General features: G+C 73.3%; 15 protein-coding genes. 8 read left to right on the forward strand and 7 right to left on the reverse strand.

The window, feature by feature from the left end; translation table 11 throughout:
• The first annotated feature begins 75 nt into the window (after positions 1 to 75).
• The 3 genes from J4N02_RS16715 to J4N02_RS02745 all read left to right on the forward strand — a co-directional run bounded on the left by J4N02_RS16715 (position 76) and on the right by J4N02_RS02745 (position 3,617).
• The gene (locus tag J4N02_RS16715) at positions 76 to 492 is read left to right on the forward strand and encodes a heavy-metal-associated domain-containing protein (RefSeq protein WP_223202539.1); all 417 of its coding nucleotides are present in this window, start codon (positions 76 to 78) and stop codon (positions 490 to 492) included.
• Between the two features lie 182 nt (positions 493 to 674).
• Positions 675 to 2,885 (forward strand): cation-translocating P-type ATPase, encoded by a 2,211-nt coding sequence (locus tag J4N02_RS02740; RefSeq protein WP_260519439.1) that lies wholly within the window; start codon positions 675 to 677, stop codon positions 2,883 to 2,885.
• A 12-nt stretch (positions 2,886 to 2,897) separates the two neighbouring features.
• Positions 2,898 to 3,617 carry a DUF72 domain-containing protein gene (locus J4N02_RS02745; protein WP_188333976.1) on the forward strand — a complete coding sequence of 240 codons (720 nt, stop codon included), beginning with the start codon at positions 2,898 to 2,900 and terminating at the stop codon, positions 3,615 to 3,617.
• Positions 3,618 to 3,644: 27 nt separating this feature from the next.
• Here the strand turns inward: J4N02_RS02745 and J4N02_RS02750 are convergent, their stop codons facing one another.
• A complete protein-coding gene (locus J4N02_RS02750; protein WP_188333977.1) occupies positions 3,645 to 4,256 on the reverse strand; it encodes a hypothetical protein in 612 nt (203 codons plus the stop codon).
• Positions 4,257 to 4,339: 83 nt separating this feature from the next.
• Here J4N02_RS02750 and J4N02_RS02755 point away from each other — a divergent pair, with 83 nt between their 5' ends.
• Positions 4,340 to 5,560, forward strand: a complete 1,221-nt coding sequence (locus J4N02_RS02755) for an MFS transporter (protein WP_188333978.1) — start codon at positions 4,340 to 4,342, stop codon at positions 5,558 to 5,560.
• A gap of 10 nt (positions 5,561 to 5,570) precedes the next feature.
• On the opposite strand, the gene J4N02_RS02760 is transcribed toward J4N02_RS02755, so the two are convergent.
• The gene (locus tag J4N02_RS02760; protein WP_243760856.1) at positions 5,571 to 5,960 is read right to left on the reverse strand and encodes a YchJ family protein; all 390 of its coding nucleotides are present in this window, start codon (positions 5,958 to 5,960) and stop codon (positions 5,571 to 5,573) included.
• A gap of 2 nt (positions 5,961 to 5,962) precedes the next feature.
• Complete coding sequence (locus J4N02_RS02765; protein ID WP_188333979.1) at positions 5,963 to 7,312, reverse strand: glycosyltransferase; 1,350 nt, start codon at positions 7,310 to 7,312, stop codon at positions 5,963 to 5,965.
• Positions 7,313 to 7,626: 314 nt separating this feature from the next.
• On the opposite strand from J4N02_RS02765, the gene J4N02_RS02770 reads away from it, so the two are divergent.
• The 3 genes from J4N02_RS02770 to J4N02_RS02780 all read left to right on the forward strand — a co-directional run bounded on the left by J4N02_RS02770 (position 7,627) and on the right by J4N02_RS02780 (position 12,240).
• Positions 7,627 to 8,691 carry a hypothetical protein gene (locus tag J4N02_RS02770; RefSeq protein ID WP_188333980.1) on the forward strand — a complete coding sequence of 355 codons (1,065 nt, stop codon included), beginning with the start codon at positions 7,627 to 7,629 and terminating at the stop codon, positions 8,689 to 8,691.
• 115 nt (positions 8,692 to 8,806) lie between these two features.
• Positions 8,807 to 10,717 (forward strand): dynamin family protein, encoded by a 1,911-nt coding sequence (locus tag J4N02_RS02775; protein WP_208091092.1) that lies wholly within the window; start codon positions 8,807 to 8,809, stop codon positions 10,715 to 10,717.
• On the forward strand, positions 10,714 to 12,240 hold the full coding sequence (locus J4N02_RS02780; protein ID WP_188333982.1) for a dynamin family protein: 1,527 nt from the start codon (positions 10,714 to 10,716) through the stop codon (positions 12,238 to 12,240). The genes J4N02_RS02775 and J4N02_RS02780 overlap by 4 nt, the downstream gene beginning before the upstream one ends.
• On the opposite strand, the gene J4N02_RS02785 is transcribed toward J4N02_RS02780, so the two are convergent.
• The 4 genes from J4N02_RS02785 to J4N02_RS02800 all read right to left on the reverse strand — a co-directional run bounded on the left by J4N02_RS02785 (position 12,166) and on the right by J4N02_RS02800 (position 17,819).
• On the reverse strand, positions 12,166 to 12,771 hold the full coding sequence (locus tag J4N02_RS02785) for a hypothetical protein (protein ID WP_188333983.1): 606 nt from the start codon (positions 12,769 to 12,771) through the stop codon (positions 12,166 to 12,168). The genes J4N02_RS02780 and J4N02_RS02785 overlap by 75 nt on opposite strands.
• 23 nt (positions 12,772 to 12,794) lie before the next feature.
• Positions 12,795 to 13,547, reverse strand: coding sequence for an IniB N-terminal domain-containing protein (locus J4N02_RS02790; RefSeq protein ID WP_188333984.1), 753 nt, complete (start codon positions 13,545 to 13,547; stop codon positions 12,795 to 12,797).
• Between the two features lie 99 nt (positions 13,548 to 13,646).
• Positions 13,647 to 15,989, reverse strand: coding sequence for a LuxR C-terminal-related transcriptional regulator (locus tag J4N02_RS02795; protein WP_188333985.1), 2,343 nt, complete (start codon positions 15,987 to 15,989; stop codon positions 13,647 to 13,649).
• A gap of 3 nt (positions 15,990 to 15,992) precedes the next feature.
• Positions 15,993 to 17,819, reverse strand: coding sequence for an Hsp70 family protein (locus tag J4N02_RS02800; RefSeq protein WP_188333986.1), 1,827 nt, complete (start codon positions 17,817 to 17,819; stop codon positions 15,993 to 15,995).
• 274 nt (positions 17,820 to 18,093) lie between these two features.
• On the opposite strand from J4N02_RS02800, the gene J4N02_RS02805 reads away from it, so the two are divergent.
• Positions 18,094 to 18,999, forward strand: a complete 906-nt coding sequence (locus tag J4N02_RS02805; RefSeq protein ID WP_188333987.1) for an SDR family oxidoreductase — start codon at positions 18,094 to 18,096, stop codon at positions 18,997 to 18,999.
• Positions 19,000 to 19,002: the final 3 nt, after the last annotated feature.

Consider the following 19,002-nt stretch of genomic DNA (forward strand, 5'->3'; position numbering starts at 1 on the left):
CGACAGGCTCAGGCACCCGAAACAAACTCAGGCGCCGAAGAACTCGAACCCCGAAACGACTCAAGGAGAACACTGATGGTTGACCTCTCGATCAAGGACGCCACGGTCGTCGCCAACGGCGGCGGTGGCTGTGGGTGCGGCGGCTGCGGCTGTGGCGGTGGCGGCAACGAGGCGCAGGCGGCGCCCGTGGCCGTCGAGAAGACCTGCGACTGCGGCCCCGAGTGCACCTGTGGCTGCAACGAGGGCAAGCCCTGCACCTGCGGTTCGTCCAAGGAGGACGCCGGCGCCACCGTCGCCCAGTACACCGTGACCGGCATGACCTGCAGCCACTGCACCAACGCGGTGACCGAGGAGGTGTCGGCCATCCCCGGCGTGACGGCCGTCGACGTCGACCTCGACTCGGGTTCGCTCAAGGTGACCTCCGACGCGCCGGTCGACTTCGACCGCATCGTCGAGGCGGTCGCCGAGGCGGGCGACTACACCGTCTCCTGACCCGGGCGGCTGAGCCGCCACGGGTGGCTGAGCCTGTCGAAGCCTGATCCGCTCCGGGCCGGGCTTCGACAAGCTCAGCCGTCCGACAACTGAATACAGAGCAGCACCTTTCGCCAGGACCGGTCCGTCCTCGGGAATCCCCCGACCACACGCCGGTCCTCCGCACCGAGGAGTGATCCACCGTGGCCACCACGCCCACGACCGACGTACGTCGCGAGTCCCTCGAACTCGACATCGACGGCATGACCTGCGCGAGCTGTGCCGCGCGCATCGAGAAGAAGCTCAACAAGGTTGACGGCGTCATCGCGTCGGTCAACTACGCCACCGAGAAGGCCAAGATCCTGGTCCCGCTCGGCACGACCGCCGACGACCTGATCAAGGTCGTCGAATCGACCGGCTACGGCGCCAAGCACCCCGACCCGGCCGCGCCCGAGGTCGACCGTGCCGCGCCCATCAAGCGCGACCTGATCCTGTCCGTCGTGCTCAGCATCCCGGTCATCGCGATCGCGATGGTGCCCGCCCTGCAGTTCCCGGGCTGGACGTGGGCCTCCCTGCTGCTGACCGCCCCCATCTACTTCTGGGCCGGACGCCGCTTCCACCACTCCGCGTGGGTCAACCTCAAGCACCGCGCCACCACGATGGACACGCTCATCTCCCTGGGGACCTCGGCGGCCTTCTGGTACTCGGTGTGGGCGCTGCTGTTCACCCACGCCGGCGACCTGCACTACACGCACGCGTTCGAGTTCGCGATCGGTCGCTCCGACGCCGCGGCCGTCTACTTCGAGGCCGTCGCCGGTATCACCACGTTCCTGCTCGCCGGGCGCTGGTTCGAGGCCCGCTCGAAGACCCAGAGCTCCGAGGCGCTGCGCGCGCTGCTGACGATGGGCGCCTCCGAGGCCACCGTGCTGCGCGGCGGCGTCGAGCAGCGCGTCCCGATCGACTTCCTGAAGCTCGACGACGAGTTCGTCGTGCGCCCGGGGGAGAAGGTCGCCACCGACGGGGTCATCGTGGCCGGCACCAGCGCCGTCGACGAGTCGATGGTCACGGGCGAGTCGGTCCCCGTCGACAAGAACCCCGGAGACAAGGTGCTCGGCGCCACCCTGAATGCCAACGGACGCCTCGTCGTGCGCGCGACCGCCCTCGGCGGCGACACCGAGCTTGCCCGCATGGCCCGCATGGTCGAGGAGGCCCAGACCCGCAAGGCGCCCGTCCAGGCGCTGGCCGACCGGATCTCGGGCATCTTCGTGCCGATCGTCCTCGTCATCGCGGTGCTCACGTTCGCCGGCTGGCTGTTGGCCGGCGAGACCGTGCTGTTCGCCGCGACCGCCGCGGTCGCCGTGCTGATCATCGCCTGCCCGTGCGCGCTCGGCCTGGCCACCCCGACGGCGCTGCTCGTCGGCACCGGTGTGGGTGCCCGCATGGGCGCGATCATCGCCGGGCCCGACGTGCTCGAGCGGGCGCGCACCGTCCGCACCATCGCGCTCGACAAGACTGGGACGGTCACCCGCGGCGACCTCCGCGTCGTCGCGGTGCACCCCGCCGACGGCATCACCGAGGCCGACCTGCTCCGGCTGGCCGGCACCGCCGAGTCCGGCTCCGAGCACCCGCTCGCCCGGGCGATCGTGGCCGCTGCATCCCCGGCCGGGCTGGGCGAGCTGCAGCACTTCGAGAACGTCCCCGGCGAGGGCGTGCGCGCGACCGTCGACGGCGTCGAGGTCGCGGTCCGCAGGCCGGACGCCGTGGGCTCGCTCCCGCAGCCGCTGGCGTCCGTGGTCGACAACGCGCAGGGCCGCGGGGAGACCCCCGTCGTCGTGCTGCGCGGCGCCGAACCGATCGGCGTGGTCGCCCTGGCCGACACGATCAAGGAGACCTCCGCCCACGCGATCGGCCGCCTGAAGGCCCTCGGCCTGTCCCCGGTGCTGCTCACCGGCGACAACGAGCGCGCGGCCCGGGCCGTGGCCGACCGCGTCGGTATCGATGAGGTGCGCGCGAACGTGCGCCCCGAGGGCAAGGTCGCGGTGGTCCGCGAGCTCCAGTCCCGCGGGCAGGTCGCCATGGTCGGCGACGGGGTGAACGACGCGGCCGCGCTCGCGGCGTCCGACCTCGGCATCGCCATGGGGTCGGGTACCGACGCCGCCAAGGAGGCCGCCGGCATCACCCTGATGCGCGGCGACCTGGTGCTGGCCGTCGACGCGATCCGGCTGTCGCGGCGCACCCTGCGCACGATCCGCACCAACCTGTTCTGGGCGTTCGCCTACAACGTGGCCGCGATCCCGCTGGCCGCGCTGGGCATGCTGACGCCGATGATCGCCGGCGCCGCCATGGCGTTCAGCTCCGTCTTCGTGGTGGCGAACTCGCTCCTGCTGCGGGGCTTCCGCCCCGAGAGCCGCTGACGGCCAGGACGCATGGTCTGGATCGGGACATCGGGGTGGTCGTACGACCACTGGGACGACGTGCTGTACCACGGGGCCCGGCCCGCCGACCGGCTGGGGATCTACACGTCGGAGTTCGCCACGGTCGAGCTCAACGCCAGCTTCTACCGCTGGCCCCGGGACGCGTCCTTCGCGTCGTGGCAGCGCCGCCTCCCCGAGGGCTTCCGCATGACCGTGAAGGCGCCGCGCGCGCTCACGCACGCCCGCAAGCTGTACGCCCCCGAGTACTGGGTCGGGCGCATCCTGACCTCCTGGCACGCCCTGCACGACAAGCGGGGGCAACTCCTCGTGCAGCTGCCTCCGGGCCTGGCGCGCGACGACGCGCGGTTGGAGTACTTCCTGGCGCAGTTGCCCTGGTGGCTGCCCGTGGCGGTGGAGTTCCGCCACGACTCCTGGGTCCGCGACGACGTGTTCGACCTTCTCGAGCGGCACCGGGCGGCCTACGTGGTGATGTCCGGGGCGCACCTGCCGTGCGTGCTGCGCGCGACCGCCCCGGTGGTCTACCTCCGGCTCCACGGCCCGGACCGCGACTGGCTCTACGGCGGCTCGTACAGCGACGCCGACCTGGCGTGGTGGGCCGACCGTGTCCGCGAGTGGGAGGGCCAGGGCCGCGAGGTGTACGCCTACTTCAACAACGACGGCGGCGGGAACGCCGTCCGCAACGCCCGGACGCTCCGGGCGATGCTCGGTTGAGTCCCCCCGGGGCTGCACAGAGGGGGATCACACCAGCACCTGCCGCGCCGGATGGATCGCGTAGTCGGCCATGTGGTGGAACACCTCGCGCAGCGCGACGCGCTCGGGGTCGGCGTAGTAGCCGCGCTGGGCATCGGGGAACTCAGGCCACGTGCCGGCGAAGTCGAACGCCCACGTGAACAGGTCGTGCGGGACGTCGCTCACCGCGAACAGGCACCGGAACCCGTACCGCTCCCGTACCGGGACGATGCGCTCCCAGATGCCCAGGAATGGTTCCCAGCCGCCCACGATCGCGTACCGGCGCATGATCGCGATCCGGCCCGCGACGGTCGCGGCGGACGCCGTGGTCAGCAGGTCGCACCGCACCGGTCGGGTCACGGCGTTGCGGAACACGTGCGGGGCCAGCGCCTCGGGCTGGGCCACGGGCAGCGTCTGCCGACTGGGGTGGGACGCCAACAGCGTCACCTTCGGCTCCGCATCGGTCTCGACGAAGAGCCGGTGGAGGGTGAAGCCCGCCGTGCGCAGCGACTCCGCCTCGGCCGGCCAGAGCGCGAGCCAGTCGTCCAGGTGGCGCGGCCTCACCGTGAACCGGTGCAGCAGCATCCCGGCCGGCGGCCGGACGCGCGGTAGGGGGTCCATGCCTCGATCCTGCCACGGCGGTCGCCGCGCAGCAGGGCTGACGCCGAGGGACCGATGCCCCGGCGGGGACTACCCTGACGCGCATGTCCTCGACGCGGTCCCTCGGTGCACTCATCCTCAGCAACGTGCTCGGCGGGGTGGGCGTGGCCTCCGGGATCGCGGTCGGCGCCCTGCTCACCGCCAGCCTCGGCGGCACGGCCCTGGCCGGGGTGGGCCAGGCGCTCAGCGTCTTCGGCGCCGGCCTGATGGCCGTCCCGCTCGCGACCCTGGCCGCCCGGCGGGGCCGCGGCCGCGCGCTGGCCGTCGGGTACGCAGCCGCAGCGTCCGGGGCTGTCGTCGTCCTCGTGGCGAGCTGGCTGGGCATCCTGGGGATCCTGTTCGCCGGCCTGCTCCTGTTCGGCGCCGCGCAGGCGACCAACCTGCAGACCCGCTACGCGGCGTCCGAGCTTGTCGACCCGGCCCGGCGCGGACGCACGATGTCGGTCGTCGTGTGGGCCACCACGATCGGGTCGGTCATCGGCCCCAACCTGACCGCGGCCGGCGCCGAGGTCGGACGCCCCCTCGGCCTGCCCGACCTCGCCGGGCCCTACCTGTTCTCGGTCGCGGCGTTCACGCTGGCCGGCCTCAGCGCGGCCCTGCTCTACCGCCGCCCGGCGGGCTGGGCGGCCCCCACCGATACCGGACGCCGCCCCGCCGGCGCGCTGGCGGCCCTGGGCTGGGCGTTCCGCCACCCCGTCGCCCGCTTCGCGGTGGTGCTGCTCGTGACGGCGCACGCGGTCATGGTCGGCCTGATGTCGATGACGCCGGTGCACCTGGGCCACCACGACCACCAGCTCACGGTGATCGGGCTCGTGATCAGCCTGCACATCCTCGGCATGTACGCCCTCAGCCCCCTCTTCGGGTGGCTCGCCGACCGCGTCGGCCCCATGCGCACCGCCCTGCTGGGCATCATCACCCTCGGCGTCTCGGCGGCCATCGCGTTCGCCTGGAAGGACAACCTCACCTTGGTCACCGTCGCCCTGTTCCTGCTCGGGGTGGGCTGGTCGGCCAGCACCATCGCCGCCTCGGTGCTGCTCGCGGGCGTGGACGCCGGCGACGTGCGCGTGCCGCTCCAGGGCGCCACGGACGCCCTGATGAGCTACGGCGGGGCCGCCGCCGCGGTGCTCAGCGGTCCGGTGCTGGTCCTGATCGGCTACAACGGGCTCGCGATCGCCTGCGCGGCGCTGCTGCTCCCGGCGGCCGCCGTGGGCTGGGTGGCGCGCCGCCACCGCCGCACGGCCGGGGACCCGGACCCGGCGCGTTGAGCCGCGGGGGTCAGTGGTGGATGGACCCGTCCACGTAGACCCACGCCCCGTCGAGGAACGCGAAGCGCGACGTCTCGCGCAGGGTGCCGCTGCGGCGTCCGGACGTCCAGGAGGCGGTGAACCGCAACGTGCCTGCGTCGTCCCACGGCTGGCCGCCGGTGCTGTCCTCGATGACCAGGCCCGTCCAGACGAGGTCGTCGTCGAGGTCGACCGTGGCCGGGCGGGTGGACGGGTGCCAGGTGCGCCACAGGTACTCCGACAGGCCGAGCGCGAACGCGGCGTAGCGCGAGCGCATCAGGGCCACGGCGGTGGCCGCGGGCCGGCGTCCGTCGTGGATCGCCCCGCAGCAGGCGGCATACGGCTTGCCGGTGCCGCAGGGGCACGCCAACGGTTCGGCCACGCTCAGGCCCCGTCGGGCCGGACGGCCTTCATCGACTCGACGATCGGACGCCCCGCGGCCAGGTCGCGGTACAGCTCGAGGATCGCGTTCGACTGGTGCTCGATGGTCCACCAGGACGCCATCTCGCGCGAGCGAGCGCGGGCGGTGGCCTTGAAGTCCGGGTCTTCGAGCTTGTGGATCAGCATCACCAGCTGGCGGGCGAGCGACTCGGGCGTCGGACGGGCGATGGCTCCGTTGACGCCGTCGTCCAGGACCAGCCGCAGCTCGTGGTCGACCGACACGATCGGCAGGCCCGCGTGCGCGGCCTCGTGCAGCACGAGCGCCTGGGTGTCGGTCAGCGACGGGAACGCGAACACGTCGCTGGAGGCGTAGTAGGGGCCGAGCTCCTCGCGCGGGATCTGTCCGGCCAGGATCACCCCGCCGCGCCGGCGTGCGATCGCGAGCTTGGCCTCGAGCCAGCTGGAGGCGTTCCAGTCGCCGACGAACATCAGCTCGGCGTTGGGGATCTCCTCGCGCACCCACTCGAAGGCCTCCAGCAGCAGCTGGATGTTCTTCTCCGGCGCGATGCGCCCGACGTAGAGGATGCGGGGGCCGTCGCCGCGGGCCAGCGGGGGGCCGCCCTCGGGCAGGGCGTCGGCGCCGTTGGGCACCACCTTGATCCGGCTGTGCGGGGCGAGCTCGCGCACGCGGACGGCCGTCTTGTCGGACGGCGTCGTGACCAGGTCGGCCGACTCGAGCATGTCGCGTGCGGCGTTGAGCAGGTTGCGGCGGGACATGCCGCGCTTCCACCACTTCACGCGCACCCAGCGGCGCATGTCCTGCAGCGTGGGTCGCTTCATGCCGTGCGTCGAGGCCTTCAGCAGGCGGTAGTACGCCGAGATGAAGGGGGTCAGCATCGCGTAGTGGTCGGCATAGGCCTCGAAGTCGGTGTGCCACGTGACCAGCAGCGGCACCTCGAGGCGGTCGGCGGCCCAGACGCCGAGCATGCCGACCGAGCCCAGCCCGTGCACGTGGATGACGTCGGGCGGGTCGGTGGCGAAGGCGTCCAGCGCGGCCTCGAAGCCGCGGCCGTCGGCCACCGCCATCGGCAGGCCCGGGATCCGCATCGACTTCAGGCGCCTCTCGGTGCGCAGGGGGTGCTCCCGGTAGGGGTTGGGGCCCGAGCACGCCGGCGCCACCACCTGCACCTCGCAGCCGGCCCGCAGCAACTCGCCCTCGAGGAACTGCACCGCGTACAGCAGCCCGCTGTGGCCGGGCCCGTACATGTCGGTGAACAGGGCCACCCTGAGCGGTCGGTCCGCGACGGGGGACGCCGTGGCGTCCTGCAGCTGCTCGGGGGCTGTGGCATCCATCGGGGGCAGTCTACCGCCGACAGCCTGCCAAGTTCGCGCCCACAGCCTGCAGAGTTCGCGCCGACAGCCTGCCAAGTTCGCGCCGACAGCCCGCCAAGTTCGGGTCCAGAGCCCGCCCCATGGGGCTGAGACCCGCCATGCCCCGGCCAGCCCCATGGTTCCCCCTGCCAACCCCCATCCCCCCGTCGGGGGATGCGGGGATCTTCCCCGCTGCCCCGGTCGCCGAGGCCGGGAGAAGCTTGTGCTGCACGCCACAACCGGCGTTCCAGTCGCGGAAGCCAACCGGCTCCACCCCCAGAGAGAGGGAACACCCCATGTCGAAGAAGAACTCCGACAACGTCGTGGTCGAAGACGTCCTGTCCCACAACGACAACTCGGTGAACACCGACGTCGACGCCAAGCTCGAGGTCGAGGACTCGTTCCAGGACAACTCCGACAACTCCACCAACGTCGGTATCGAGGACTCGTTCCAGGACAACTCCGACAACTCGACCAACGTGGACACCGATGTCGACCTCGAGGTCGAGGACTCGTTCAACGACAACTCCGACAACTCGGACAACTCGGACAACAGCGACAACTCCGACAACTCGATCGACATCGACGACGCGTTCAAGGACCAGTCCGACAACTCCACCAACGTGGACGTCGACATCAACGACTCGTTCAACACCGACAACTCCACCGACGACGACATCACCGACTCGTTCAAGCAGAGCTGGGACAACTCGGTCCGCAACCAGGACTCCTTCAACGTCACGAGCTCGTTCAACACCCAGACGCTGAACGACCACTCGACCACGATCGGCGTCCGCCAGTACAACAGCGGCTTCGGCGACTTCAACATCGGCGGCCTGCTCGGTGGCGGCGGGGCTGTCCCCGCGGCGGCCGGCAAGCACGGTGCGGCCGGCGGCTTCGACCTCGACGTCGACATCGACAACCGCTCCCTGCAGCTCGACCAGTCGGTCAGCCAGGCCATCTCCACCGGTGACGGCAGCGGCGTGAGCCAGGCCTTCTCGCAGAACGCGACCGTGGCGTTCGGTGACGACTCGATCGCCGCCGGCCGCGACGTGAGCATCGACAACTCGGTGTTCGAGGTGAAGCTGGGTGACGTGAACGTGGGCAACACCGCGATCGACACCCGCATCAACGACTCGTTCAACGACTTCTCGAAGAACTTCGACGTCGAGCTCGACGTCGAGGTCGACGACTCCTTCAATGACCAGTCCGACCACACCAACGTCGACGTGGACGTCGAGGACTCGTTCACCAGCGAGATCGACAGCACCTTCAGCAAGAGCCTGGAGTGGGAGAACAGCGGCAACTTCTTCAGCCCCGGCGCCGCGACCTCCGGTGGCGAGGCGGACGTCGACTTCTGACCGGCAATCGCACCCAGCGCCCGGCCTGCCCTTGCGGCAGGCCGGGCCTTGGCGTTGCATGGACCTTGCACCCGGGCGCCACCCCCGCGGCCCGGTGCCACCGAAAGGGAACCCCGTGTCTGACCCCGCACCCACCCCCGTCCCGTCGGCCGACCCGGTGCCCCGGCGCGTGATCGTGCCGGACGCCGTCCGCCCCAGCGTGCCCCCCACGATCGCCGGCCTCGTCGAAGAGGTCGGACGCCTCGCGACGACGGCCGGCCGCACCGACCTCGTCGAACGCCTCCTCGCGACCCGTCGCCGTCTGGCCGACCCAGAGGTCCGCGTCGTGGTGGTGGGCGAGTTCAAGCAGGGCAAGAGCAAGCTGATCAACGCGCTCGTGAACGCGCCCGCGTGCCCGATCGACGACGACGTGGCCACCAGCGTGCCCACCTCGGTCGGCTACGGGGACGAGCCCTCGGCGTTCGTGTTCCGGAAGACCGACCCGGCCGGGCCCGGGGACGAGGGCGTCGTGCGGGAGGAGATCCCGCTGGAGAACCTCGCCGACTACGTCTCCGAGGCGGGCAACCCGGGCAACGAGAAGCGGCTGGTCGGCGCCGAGGTGCTCGTGCCGCGCGAGATCCTGCGGGGCGGGCTGCGGCTGGTCGACTCCCCGGGCGTGGGCAGCCTCGACTCGGCAAGCGCGCTGTCGACGTTGTCGGCCCTGTCGTCGGCCCACGCCGTGCTGCTGGTCTCCGACGCCTCGCAGGAGTACACCGAGCCCGAGGTCCAGCTGCTGAAGCGGGCCATGCGCATCTCGCCGAACGTGGCGGCGGTGCTGGCCAAGACCGACCTGTACCCCGAGTGGCGCAGCATCGAGGCCATCGACCGCGGCCACCTGGAGGGGATCGGGGAACTGCCCCTGTTCCCCGTGTCCAGCGACCTCCGGCTGCTGGCCGCCGCCGAGCAGGACCGCGAGCTCAACACCGAGTCGGGCTTCCCCGCCCTCGTGGCCCACCTGCGCGCCGGCGTCCTGCAGCGGGCCGAGGCGATCGTGGCGCGCAGCGCCCTGCACGACGTCTCGTTCGTGGTCGAGCAGATGACCCTGTCGGCGCGCACCGAGCTGAGCGCGCTGCAGAACCCCGAGGGCACGCCGAGGCTGATCGCCGAGCTCGAGGACGCCAAGGCGAAGGCCGACGACTTCCGCAGCCGCTCCTCGCGGTGGCAGGTGGCGCTGGCCGACGGCATCGCCGACCTCATCGCCGACATGGAGCACGACCTGCGTGACCGGCTGCGGCGGGTCCAGCGCGAGGCGGAGCAGGCCATCGACGAGGGCGACCCCGGCCCGATCTGGGACCAGCTCGCCGAGTGGGTCGACCAGCGCGTCGCCAGCGGGGTGTCGGAGACGTTCGTGTGGACCGACGAGCGCTCCAAGTGGCTCACCGAGGAGATCGCCGACATCTTCGCCCGCGAGCAGTTCGAGCTGCCCACCATCGCCGTCGGCAGCACCGAGGGGCTGCTCGACCCCGTCGACCGCCTCCCCGACTTCGACCCCGGCCACCTGAGCGCCGGCGAGAAGATCTACATCGGCGTGCGCGGCTCGTACGGCGGCGTCCTCATGGTCGGCCTGGCGACCGGCCTGATCGGCATGACGCTGATCAACCCGCTCTCGCTGCTGGCCGGCGTTCTGGTCGGCCGGCGCGCCTACCGCGAGGACATGACCAACCGCCTGACCCGGCGCCGCTTCGAGGCCAAGAACATCGTGCGTCGCTACATCGACGAGGTGACGTTCCAGGTGGCCAAGCAGCTCAAGGACCGCCTGCGCATCGTGCAGCGCACCAACCGCGACCACTTCGGCGCCATCGCCGACCAGACCCACCGGTCGCTGTCGGACGCCGTGCTCGCGGCCAAGCAGTCCGCCGGCACGTTCGCCGCCGAGCGCGACGGCCGGGCCAGGGAGCTCACCGAGCAGCTGCGCACCCTCGAGCTCGTGGCCCGCAAGGTGCCGCAGCTGCCGCCAGCCCCCGTCCCGCAGGCGGTGGGCCGGTGACCTCCACCGCGCTCCGCGAGGCCGCCGAGCTCGTCGAGGCCGCCCGCCCGCTGCTCCGTGACGATCCGGACGCCCTCGCCGCCCTCGACGACCTCGACCGCCGCCTGGCCGAGCCGCTGCGCCTCGCCGTCGCGGGGATCGTCAAGGCCGGCAAGTCGACCCTGCTCAACGCCCTGCTGGGGGAGCGGATCGCCCCCACCGACGCCGGCGAGTGCACGCGCATCGTCACGTGGTACCGGTGGGCGGACACGCCGTCGATCACCGCGCACCTGGCCTCCGGGCCGGCCCGGAAGCTGCCCGTTCGCCGTGCCAACGGGCAGCTCGTCATCGGGCTGGGCGACCTCCCCGCCGCCGACGTCGACCGCATCGAGGTGGGCTGGCCCTCGGCCGTGCTGCGCTCGGTCACGCTCATCGACACCCCGGGCATCGAGTCGCTGTCCCACGACGTCTCCGCGCGGTCGGCGGCGTTCCTCGTCCCCGACGACGCGCCCTCGTCGGCCGACGCCATCGTCTACCTGATGCGCCACCTGCACCCCTCCGACCTCGGCTTCCTCGAGGCGTTCCGCGACACGGCCGCCGGGGCGGCCCGCACGGTCAACGCCATCGGCGTCCTGTCCCGGGCCGACGAGGTAGGCTCGGGTCGCATCGACTCGCTGTTGTCGGCGTCCCGGGTCGCCGCCCGCTACGAGCGCGAGGGCGGCCTGGACTCGCTCGTGCTCGGCGTCCTGCCCGTCGCCGGGCTGCTCGCCGAGGGTGCGCGCACCCTGCGCCAGTCCGAGTACGACGCCTTCCGCACCCTCGCCGCGCTCGGACGCCACGAGCGCGAGCGGCTGCTCGTCTCCTCCGACCGGTTCACGCGCCCCGACGCGCCCGTCGACCTCGACCAGGCCACCCGCCGTCGGCTGCTGGCCCGCTTCGGGATCTACGGCATCCGGCTGGCCACCTCGCTGGTGCGCGTCGGGGTGACCGACTCCTCCGAGCTCGCCGCCGGGCTGGTCGAGCAGAGCGGCCTGGTCGAGCTCGAGGGCTTCGTCGAACGCCAGTTCCGGGGCCGGGCCGACACCCTCAAGGTGCGTGCCGTCACCGACACGGTCGAGCGCCTGCTGGCCCGCGTCGACCCCGACCGGGCCACCGACGCCCTGGCCCGCCTCGAGAAGCTGCAGGCGTCGGCGCACGGGCTGCAGGAGCTCGGGCTGCTCTCGCGGGTGCGGCTGGGCACGCCCCCGCTGACCGGTCCGGACGCCGCGGCCGCGGCCCGCCTCGTGGGTGGAACCGGGACCGGGGTGACCGAACGGCTGGGACTCCCCGCCGACGCGGCACCGGCCGACGTGGCTGCGGCGGCCGGTGCCGAACTGGAGCGGTGGCGCGCGAAGGCGGCGTCGCCGCTGGCCGACCGCCCCGTCCGGGACGCGTGCGGCGTGGTGGTGCGGAGCCTGGAGGCGCTGGCCTCAGAGGTCGCCGCCCCCACCGCCGATGAGCCCGCGGCGGATGTCGTGGCGGCGGGCGGTCCAGGTCAGGGCTGAGCGGAAGCTGCCGGCCAGGAGGGCCAGCAGCACCAGCCCGCACTGCAACAGCATGAGCCGGCGGACCTGCTCGCCCTGCTCGCCGTCGCCCACGACCTCGAGGGCCAGGGCGTACAGGCCGGCCTGGGCGATGAGGGTGGCGAGCTGCCACCACCGCGTGCCGGGCTTGCGGCTCATGAAGGCGACCAGTTGGGTGATCTGGGCCAGGAGGAGGGCCACCATGGTGCCGAACACCGCCCAGAAGACGATGTCGCCGGCGCTGGTGTAGATCTCGTCGGTCCGCGAGCCGTCCACGGTCCGGATCGCCTCGGTGATGACGGGCAGGTGGTCCTCCCGCACGATGAACAGGTAGACGACCCCGATGCCGCCCGCGACGAAGCTGAGCACCCACAGCAGCTGGCTCAGCCGCACCGTGAACGGGGGCGGCTCCTTGACCAGGACGGGGGGCTCGTTGTCGCTGCGCAGGGTCGGACGGGCCGGTTGCCCGGCCCGCCCCCCACGCGTCGGGTCGTCGGTCTGGTCAGCCGTCATCGGTCGCGTGGCCAAGGCCCGCCTCAGGAGTTCTCGTAGTCGGTCTCGGGCAGCGGCTCGGCCTCGGCCTGGGGCTCGACCTCGACGTAGCTGTCGACCTCCACCTCGACGTAGCTGTCGACCTCGACCGCGGTGCTCTCGTTGAACGAGTCGTCCACGTCGGTCTCGATGGTGGTGGTGGTCGACTCGTCGTTGAAGGAGTCCTCGACCTCGGTCTCCACCTCGGCGACCACGTCGGTGGACGCGTCGTTGAACGAGTCGGTCACCGTCACGTCGGTGTCCTCGTTGCCCACGGCCACGTCGCCGACGGTGATGTCGGTGGTGGAGTTGTCGAGCAGGGCGTTGTCGCCGGCGGCCACGGAGTTGTCGCCGACGCCGATCACGGCCTCCTGGTCGAAGACCTGGGTGACGTCTCCCTCGGCCCAGATGTTCTGGTTGACCGACTGGTCGACGATCGTGGAGCGGTTGTCGATGTGGTAGTTGTTCGCGACGTTCTGGATGTGCTTGACGACCTCCGGGTCCTTCGGCACGGGCTTGGGGACGGGGACCGGCTTGGGCACGAAGATCGGTACCGGCTTCTCCACGACCTCGGGGCGGTCGACGACGACGGGCAGCACCTGCCGGACGTCGGCGGCGCAGATGTCGGACAGCCCGGCGCGCTCGAGCGCCCGGTCGGGGTCGGCCTCGAACTCCGCGGCGGCGCGCGGATCCCGCAGCAGGCTCAGGATGAACTCGATCAGGGCATCGGCGATGGTCGCCAGGGGGGTGGTCGTCATGTCAGGTCTCCTGGGTCGGGGTGGTGGACGCCTGCCGCCACGCTAGGCAGCAGGGGGCTGGAGGGCATCGGGGATCGGCCCGATGGCGTGGGGGGTGCACTAGGGAGAAGCATCGCGATCCTCCTCGACGAGGACCCGCAGCTTGGCCATCAGGTCCGACCGGGAGGTGGCGCCCAGCCGGCGCCGGATGTGGGCGACGTGGTGCTCGACGGTCTTGGGCGAGATGAAGATCGACGCGCCGATCTCGTTGTAGGTCTTGCCCTGCAGCACGAGGACGGCGACGTCCCACTCGCGCTGGCTGAGGACGCCGGTCGCCTCGGGCGCCCCCGTCCGGGTGGACTCCTCGGCCCGGGGGGCCGACTCGCGGTGCAGCTCGCGGGCCACCGCGAGCAGGCGGGCCACGACGCGACGGTCCTCGGTCCGACGGGACCCGTGGCCGGCCAGGCGGGCCCCGTCCCAGGCCAGGCCGGCGGCGGCCAGGCTGCGGGCGGCCTCCTCGACGGCGTCGGCGTCCACCTTGCCGCCCAGCACGGACATCCAGACCCCACCGGCGTGCGCCATGACCCGGGCCAGCGGGTGGGCGGGTGCCGCGGCGACGAGGGCCCGGGCGTGCGGGGCGAGCCGCTCGGGCTCGTTGAGCAGGATGCCCTGCTGGACGCCGGCCCACCAGACGTGGGTGGCCCAGGCCGGGGGCGACCCCAGCTCCCGGAGGATCTCCTCCAGCCGCGCGGCCTGCGGGGCCAGGGTGGTCGCGTCGCCGACACGGGCCGCCGCCGTCAGCAGGGTGGTCAGGGGGAGTGCGGTGTAGAGGTCGACGTCGAGGTGGCGGACGCGCTCGAGGGAGTCCCGCCAGGCCGTCTCCAGGGCGGCGACCGTGTCGTGGCGCCGGACCAGCCCGACGCGCACCGCCTCGAGCAGGAGCGTGTCGCGGGGGGACACGGTGCCGGGGAGGCGTTCGGCCGCGGCGAGCGAGGCGCGGGCGTCCGCGGGGCGCTCGTTCTGCAGGGCGAGCCAGGCCTGCCACAGCACCAGCCGGCGGCGCGACCAGGCGCCCGCGGGGGTGCGTGCGACGGCCGCGTCCACGACCTGCTGGGCCGTCGTGATGTGTCCCGTGCCCAGGGCGACCGACGCCGTCACCACCGCCGGCAGCTCGGGCAGCGGCCGGTCGGGGTCGGCGGAGCCGTGGAGGTCGGCGGCCCGGACCAGGTCGGTCAGGGCGCCGGCCGGCGGGTCGGCCTCCAGGGAGGCGCGCAGCCCGCGATCGAGCAGCTCCAGGGCGATCTGCACCGTGCTCGGGGCACCGTCGGGGGCGGGCTGCGGCGCTGAGGGCACGCGGTCGGCATGGCCGGCGCCGACGTGCGCCAGGAGGGCCACCGTCGCGTCCGCGGCGTCGAGGGGGCGGGCGGCGCGGAACACGTCGCTCGCGGTGGACATCATGCTACGCGCCGCCCACACGGAGGCGACCAGCCCGGTCACCGTGCCGGGGGACGTCGGCTCGGTGTCCGGCGGCAGCGACTCCACCACGGACGCCGCGGCGTCCAGGTCGCCGGCGGCCCAGGCGTCGAGGGCCTGTCGGACGCGGAGGTCGGCGCCGTCGAGCCGGGACTCCAGCTCGTGGCGGCGGTGGGCGGGCAGGGACGCCCGGGCGGCCGCGCGGACCACGGGGACCGCCTCCCCGTTGCGGAGCAGCAGGCCCTCGGCGTGGCCGTGCTCGAGGATGTCCCCGGCCGTGGTGGCCGTCAGGAGCGGGAGCCGGGCCTCGGGGTGGTCGACGCAGAGCTGCTCGACGGCTCGCCGCAGCGGCTCGGGCACGGTGTCGAGGCGGTGGGTGACCTGCGCCTCCACCGCGCGGCGGAGCGCCGTGTGGCCCGGGTCGTGGGCGCAGTCGCGCTCATCGTGGGCGGCGAGCGCGTGGGTCACCAGCCACGTGACGCCGCCGGTCGCGTCGAGGATGTGGGTCAGGCACCCCTCGGCCAGCGTCGCGCCCGCGTCGTCGAGGTGGGCCAGCACGTCGGAGCGCGCCACCTGGCCGAGCACGACCGGCGGCGCCTCACGGTCGAGGCAGCGCGCGATGTCCAGCGCGAGGTCGGGTCGGGGCCAGGGGCGCATGGCGACCAGGAGCGCGGCCTCGGGGTCGGACGCCCGGGCCAGGACCGCGGCGAGGCGGTCGGCCTCGAGGAGGTGCAGGTCATCGACCAGGAGAACCTCGGCCGCCGGCACCCGCGCGGGGTCGGTGCCGCCGTCGAGGAAGCGCACGCGACGGCCGGCGTCCTGCAACAGGTGGGAGCAGCGGGTGAGCAGCGTCGTCTTCCCCGACCCGGCCGGGCCCACCGCGAAGCAGCGGGGCCGCTTGAGGGTGGACACGGAGGCCAGCGCCACGCGGGCCTGCCGGTTGAGCACGACGCCGGGCTCGAGGGTGGGGTGGAGGACGGGAGCGGCCACGGGTCAGGCCACCTGCCCCGGGGTGGGCGTCGGGTCCTGGCTCGGGCCCGGCGAGGCCGTGCCGCCCGTCCCGGGGTCGGGCGTCCCCGTGGGGACGGTCGTCGGCGTCGGGTCAGGCTCCTGCGTCGGCGGGTCCTCCACCGGGATCTGCGGGGGCGAGGTCGGTGCCGGCGGGGGCGGGTCGACCGACGGCGGCGTGCTGGGTGGCGCCGACTGGCTCGGCGGCGCGGGCAGGCTCGGCGGGGTCGACGGGACGGGGGCCGGGTTCGACGGGGGAGCGCTGGGTGCCGCCGGCGGCTGCACGGGGACGGGGTGGCTGCTCGGCGCCGACGTGGGGGCCGCGGTCGGGGTAGGGGTCTCGCTCCCGCTCGGCTCGGGGGACGCGGTGGCCTCGGCGTCCTCGCTCGCGCGCTCTTCGGCGGTGTCGGCGCGGCGGAGGGAGGCCGGCTCCGAGGCGTCCTCGGTCGCCGTCGGCAGGATCGCAGCGGGGGCGCCGGTCGGCGGGACCGGGAGCCCGTCGAGGCCCGACCACACGCTGCCGAAGGCGGCCACGGGCTGGCGGTAGGGCCCGGCCTTCGGGGTGATGCCGGCGGTCGTCCGTGGGGCCAGCCCGTTGGCGACGAGCACCAGCCCGATCAGCACGGCCGCGCTGGCCGAGGCGATGGCTGCCCAACGCGCCCACCCCGGCAGGCGGCGGCCGGTCGCCGCGGCCTCCGCCACGAACCCGGACGCCTCGACGACCGGGCCGGCCGCGGCCGAAGCCCCCAGCGACGCCAGTGCGTGCAGGGCCGCCCCGCGGGCGATGGCGGAGGTCGGGTGGGCGCCGGGGGCGACGTGGCGGTCGTGCGACTCGGACAGGCGCTGCATCGCGCGGGGCAGGCGCGAGGAGCCGCCGACCATGACGACCCGCTCGACGGGGAGGCCGGAGGCGTCGATCGCGGCGTCGAGGGCAGCCACCGTCCGGTCGAGCGCCGGCTCGACCATGTGCTCGAACTCGGCGCGGGTCAGCCGGACCGACGCGTCCGCCCCCGGCAGGCGCAGCGGGATCGTCGCCTGCGCGTCGAGCGACAGCTCCTCCTTGGCGCCCACGCAGCCGCGGCGGAGGTCGCCCCACGCCGCGGGCGCCTCGGGGGTCTCGGGGGCGGCGCCGGGGGAGGCGGTCAGGACGTGCCGCAGCACGGCGTCGTCGAAGTCGACGCCACCGACCTCGACCTCGACCAGGGAGCCCGGGACCAGCGCGAAGCCGGTCGGCTCGGAGCGGCGCACCACGGAGCAGCGGGTGGCGCTGCCGCCGAGGTCGTAGACGGCCACGGCCTGCCCGGCGCGCACCGGGGACTCCGCGTCGTGCTCGGTGGCGGCGGCCACGGGTTCGGGCAGCAGGGTCGCGTCGGGGAGGCCGGCCGAGTCCAGCGCCGAGCGGACCCTGCCGACCCGGTGGGGACCCCAGGCCGCCGGGTGGGTGACCACCAGCGCGTCGGGGGCCGCGCCGCGCTGCTCGCGGACCGAGGCGGCCGCGGCGGCGGCGAGGTGGGCGAGGACCCGCTCGGGGGGCAGCGCGCGCCCGCCGACGAGGTGGGGGATGCCGGCACCCACGGCGTCCAGTCGGAGCCGGACGAGCCGCTCGGGGCGGTCGGCGCCCGCCCGTGCCGCGTCCTCACCGGTCAGCAGGTCGCCCGCGTCGTCGACGTAGACGAGCGAGGGCATGGCCTCGGCGGTCCCGCCCAAGGGGACGGTGGAGAGGGTGGCGCGGTCGCCCTCCCCGGGGCGGGCGATGGCGGCGGACACGCTGGTGGACCCGACGTCGATGCCGAGTGCGTAGCGTCCAGTCATGGGGCGACTCCTGGGTGGTGCAGAGCCGTTCCGGTGGGCCTCGACTGGCTGGCCCGCCGGGGCGGGGGTGTCGGGGGTGACGAGTTCGCGAAGCGCGATCACTCGTCATCCTGCCACACATAACGATGTATTTCACCCCTGTGCCGGGCCCCGTTCCAGCCCGTGGACCCGGGGTGCCGACCCCGGGGAAGCGTCCCCCCGGCCGAACCACCCCCACGGGTGAAAACCGGGTTGGCAAGCGCTGATGCTCACGAAGGGCTGGTAGGAAGGGTGCATGACCGACCTGCATGCCATCGACCGGACCGCACGATCGCTGACCAACGAGAAGGGCGGCTTCCCCGCCCAGGAGCAGGAGCCCCCGGGCCTGACCTCGAAGATGGATCCGCACCCTGACCACGGCGAGGAGACCTGGGTCGGCCGCGACCGCCTCGCCGGCCTCAAGGCCCTCATCACCGGCGGTGACTCCGGCATCGGCCGGGCCGTCGCCATCGCCTTCGCCCGCGAGGGCGCCGACGTCGCGATCAACTACCTGCCCGAGGAGCAGTCCGACGCCGAGGACACCGCGTCCTGGGTCGAGAAGGCCGGGCGCCGCTGCGTGCTCGTCGCCGCCGACCTGTCCGACGAGGCGGCCGCCCGCGCGATGGTCGACGAGGCCGTCGAGGGGCTCGGGGGGCTGGACGTCCTGGTCAACAACGCGGCGTTCCAGTGGGCCCGCCGCGACCAGGGCCTCGCCTCGGTGAAGACCGAGGAGATGGACCTCGTGATGAAGGTCAACCTGTACGCGCTCATCTGGGTCACCCAGCAGGCCCTGCCGCACCTGGGCGAGGGCTCGAGCATCATCAACGTGAGCTCGATCCAGGCCTACGACCCCTCCGAGCGGCTCATCGACTACGCCTCCACCAAGGCGGCGATCAACAACATCACGGTGAACCTGGCCAACGAGCTCGGCCCGAAGGGCATCCGCGTGAACTCCGTCGCGCCGGGGCCGATCTGGACGCCGTTGCAGCCGGCCACCAAGGACGGCGACACCATGCCGGAGTTCGGCGTGGACACGCCGCTGGGGCGTCCGGGACAGCCGGCCGAGCTGGCTGGCGCGTTCGTCTACCTCGCCTCGCCGCTGGAGGCGTCCTACGTCACCGGCACCGTGCTCGGCGTCACCGGGGGCCGCGCGGTCTTCTGACCG

The sequence above is a fragment of the Propioniciclava sp. MC1595 genome (assembly GCF_017569205.1).
Classification (GTDB): domain Bacteria; phylum Actinomycetota; class Actinomycetes; order Propionibacteriales; family Propionibacteriaceae; genus Propioniciclava.

Excerpts from the sequence above, each read along its gene's own strand:
- J4N02_RS02765 (WP_188333979.1), bottom strand. The coding sequence starts at position 7,312 with ATGGATGCCACAGCCCCCGAGCAGCTGCAGGACGCCACGGCGTCCCCC.
- J4N02_RS02805 (WP_188333987.1), top strand. The coding sequence starts at position 18,094 with ATGACCGACCTGCATGCCATCGACCGGACCGCACGATCGCTGACCAAC.
- J4N02_RS02750 (WP_188333977.1), bottom strand. The coding sequence starts at position 4,256 with ATGGACCCCCTACCGCGCGTCCGGCCGCCGGCCGGGATGCTGCTGCAC.
- J4N02_RS02790 (WP_188333984.1), bottom strand. The coding sequence starts at position 13,547 with ATGACGACCACCCCCCTGGCGACCATCGCCGATGCCCTGATCGAGTTC.
- J4N02_RS02745 (WP_188333976.1), top strand. The coding sequence starts at position 2,898 with ATGGTCTGGATCGGGACATCGGGGTGGTCGTACGACCACTGGGACGAC.
- J4N02_RS02785 (WP_188333983.1), bottom strand. The coding sequence starts at position 12,771 with ATGACGGCTGACCAGACCGACGACCCGACGCGTGGGGGGCGGGCCGGG.
- J4N02_RS02770 (WP_188333980.1), top strand. The coding sequence starts at position 7,627 with ATGTCGAAGAAGAACTCCGACAACGTCGTGGTCGAAGACGTCCTGTCC.
- J4N02_RS02755 (WP_188333978.1), top strand. The coding sequence starts at position 4,340 with ATGTCCTCGACGCGGTCCCTCGGTGCACTCATCCTCAGCAACGTGCTC.
- J4N02_RS02800 (WP_188333986.1), bottom strand. The coding sequence starts at position 17,819 with ATGACTGGACGCTACGCACTCGGCATCGACGTCGGGTCCACCAGCGTG.
- J4N02_RS16715 (WP_223202539.1), top strand. The coding sequence starts at position 76 with ATGGTTGACCTCTCGATCAAGGACGCCACGGTCGTCGCCAACGGCGGC.